This window comes from Dyella sp. (assembly GCF_051962475.1).
Classification (GTDB): Bacteria; Pseudomonadota; Gammaproteobacteria; order Xanthomonadales; family Rhodanobacteraceae; genus Dyella_A.
This window is the reverse complement of record NZ_JBQCCF010000001.1, coordinates 1-2628: the sequence shown is the minus strand read 5'-3', so window position 1 is coordinate 2628 and position 2628 is coordinate 1. Positions and strand designations below refer to the sequence as shown.

Sequence of the window (2628 nt, the reverse complement as noted above, 5' to 3'; positions counted from 1 at the left end):
GATGCTCTTGGCTTTGAATCGACATCAAAGCAAAAGCATCGCCCGCGAGCGGGCTCCTACGTTTTGTTTTGGGTTCCGCGGCGCAGCTGCGTCCTCGCACGCTCCTCCCGACGCGGCTGGCTGTGTAGACTTGGGCGGAGTCATTCCCAAGGAAGCACGACCCGGTGGCGCGTAGCGCGAACGTCAAGAAAGCCAAGAACCCCACGCCCGCCCTCAGCGACGAACTGAAGCGGCGCCTGCGCGAAGCAGGTGCCCTGCTGTTGCTGCCACTGGCGCTGTATCTACTCGTCTGCCTGTTCAGCTACAACGAGCAGGACCCGAGCTGGGGCCACGTCGGCACGGTGGAACACGCGCGCAATTTCGGCGGCGCCATCGGCGCGAACATCGCCAACCTGCTGCGCTACATCTTCGGCCTGGTCGCCTATGCGTTCCCGCTGCTGCTGCTGGTGCTGGGCGTGCAGGTGCTGCGCCACCGCGGCGAGCGGGCAGTGCATCCGTGGGAGCCGTCGCTGCGGCTGATCGGCTTCGTGTTCTTCTTCATTACGCTGCCGGCGCTGTTCGCGCTCAACGCCAGCCGGCCCGATCCGGTGATGCCGCAGGGTGTGGGCGGCGTGGCGGGGCAGTGGTTGGGCAATTCGCTGCTCAACGCGCTCGGCTCCACCGGTGCGCCGCTGCTGCTGCTGGCGTTGTTCCTGATCGCGGTGACGCTGGCTACCGGCCTGTCGTGGTTTCGCCTGATGGATTGGACCGGCGCCATGGTGATGCTCCTGGCCAACTGGGCTGGCGGCAAGCTGCGCAAGGCGCCGGAAGTGATGGCCGCCCGCCAGGCCCGCGGCGAGCGCGAGGTGGTGAAAAAGGCCGAGGCGGTCAAGCAGGCCAAGCGTGAGCCCGTGCGCATCGAGGCGCCACCGGCGCCGGTGGCCAAGAGCGACCGCGCGCGTCAGGAAACGCAGATCCCGCTGTTCGTCGGCGCCGCCCAGCCGGGCGAGCTGCCGCCGTTGTCGCTGCTGGACGAAGCGCCGCCGCAGGGCCCCGGCTATTCCGAGGAAACCCTGGAAGTGCTTTCGCGCCAGGTCGAGCTCAAGCTCAAGGATTTCCGCATCGAGGCCAAGGTGGTGGGCGTGTATCCCGGCCCGGTGATCACCCGCTTCGAGCTGGAGCCCGCCGCCGGCGTGCGCGGCTCCCAGGTGTCCAGCCTGGATAAGGACATCGCGCGCGGCCTCTCCGTGGTCAGCGTGCGCGTGGTCGACGTGATCCCCGGCAAGAACGTGATCGGCCTGGAGATTCCCAACACGCGCAAGCAGATCGTGTACCTCTCCGAGATCCTGCGCTCGGACAAGTACGACCAGATGAAGTCGCCGCTGGCGCTGGCGCTGGGCAAGGACATCGGTGGCAAGCCGGTGGTGACCGATCTGGCCAAGATGCCGCATCTGCTGGTGGCCGGCACCACCGGCTCGGGCAAGTCGGTGGCGGTCAACGCGATGGTGCTCTCGCTCTTGTACAAGGCGAGCGCCAAAGACGTGCGCATGATCATGATCGACCCGAAGATGCTGGAGCTCTCGGTGTACGAGGGCATCCCGCACCTGCTGGCGCCGGTGGTCACCGATATGAAGGAAGCGGCCAACGCCCTGCGCTGGTGCGTGGCCGAGATGGAGCGTCGCTACAAGCTGATGGCCGCGGTAGGCGTGCGCAACCTGGGTGGCTTCAACAAGAAGGTGAAGGACGCCGAGGCCGCCGGCCAGCCGCTGCTCGATCCGCTGTTCCGGCCCAATCCGGAGATGCCGAACCTGGCGGCTGAGCCGCTGGAGCCGCTGCCGTACATCGTGATCATCATCGACGAGTTCGCCGACATGATGATGATCGTCGGCAAGAAGGTCGAAGAGCTGATCGCCCGCCTGGCGCAGAAGGCGCGCGCCGCCGGTGTGCACCTGGTGCTGGCCACCCAGCGTCCGTCGGTGGACGTGATCACCGGCCTGATCAAGGCCAACATTCCCACCCGCATCGCGTTCCAGGTGTCGAGCAAGATCGACTCGCGCACCATTCTTGACCAGTCCGGCGCCGAGGCGCTGCTCGGCCACGGCGACATGCTCTACCTGCCGCCGGGCACCGCCACGCCCGAGCGCGTGCATGGCGCCTTCGTCGACGACCACGAGGTGCACAACGTGGTGGCATGGCTCAAGTCGCAGGGCGCACCGCAGTACATCGTGGGCGTGCTGGAAGAGGTCCAGGCCACCGCCGACGGCAAGTTCATCAACGACTCCGGCCTGCCGCAGGACGGGGAAGAGGGCGGCGACGCCGACACCCAGCTGTACGACAAGGCCGTGGCCATCGTCACGCAGACCCGCCGCGCGTCGATTTCCGGCGTGCAGCGCCACCTGCGCATCGGCTACAACCGCGCCGCGCGGCTGATCGAGCAGATGGAAGCCGACGGCGTGGTCAGCGCCCCGCAGCACAACGGCAACCGCGAGGTGCTGGCCCCACCCCCACCGAAATAACCGTAGGAGCCCGCTCGCGGGCGATGCTCCTTCGAACCTCAGAAGCAAGCGCCCCTGTAGGAGCCCGCTCGCGGGCGATGCTCCGGCTCCTGATCTACAACGAAGCCAAGGCGAAGAGCATCGCCCGCGAGCG

General features: G+C 67.3%; 1 protein-coding gene. It reads left to right on the top strand.

Annotation, left to right across the window (positions count from 1 at the left end):
- Positions 1–164 precede the first annotated feature (164 nt).
- Positions 165–2495, top strand: coding sequence for a DNA translocase FtsK (locus ACTHJF_RS00005; protein ID WP_440265242.1), 2331 nt, complete (start codon positions 165–167; stop codon positions 2493–2495).
- The last annotated feature ends 133 nt before the right edge of the window (positions 2496–2628 follow it).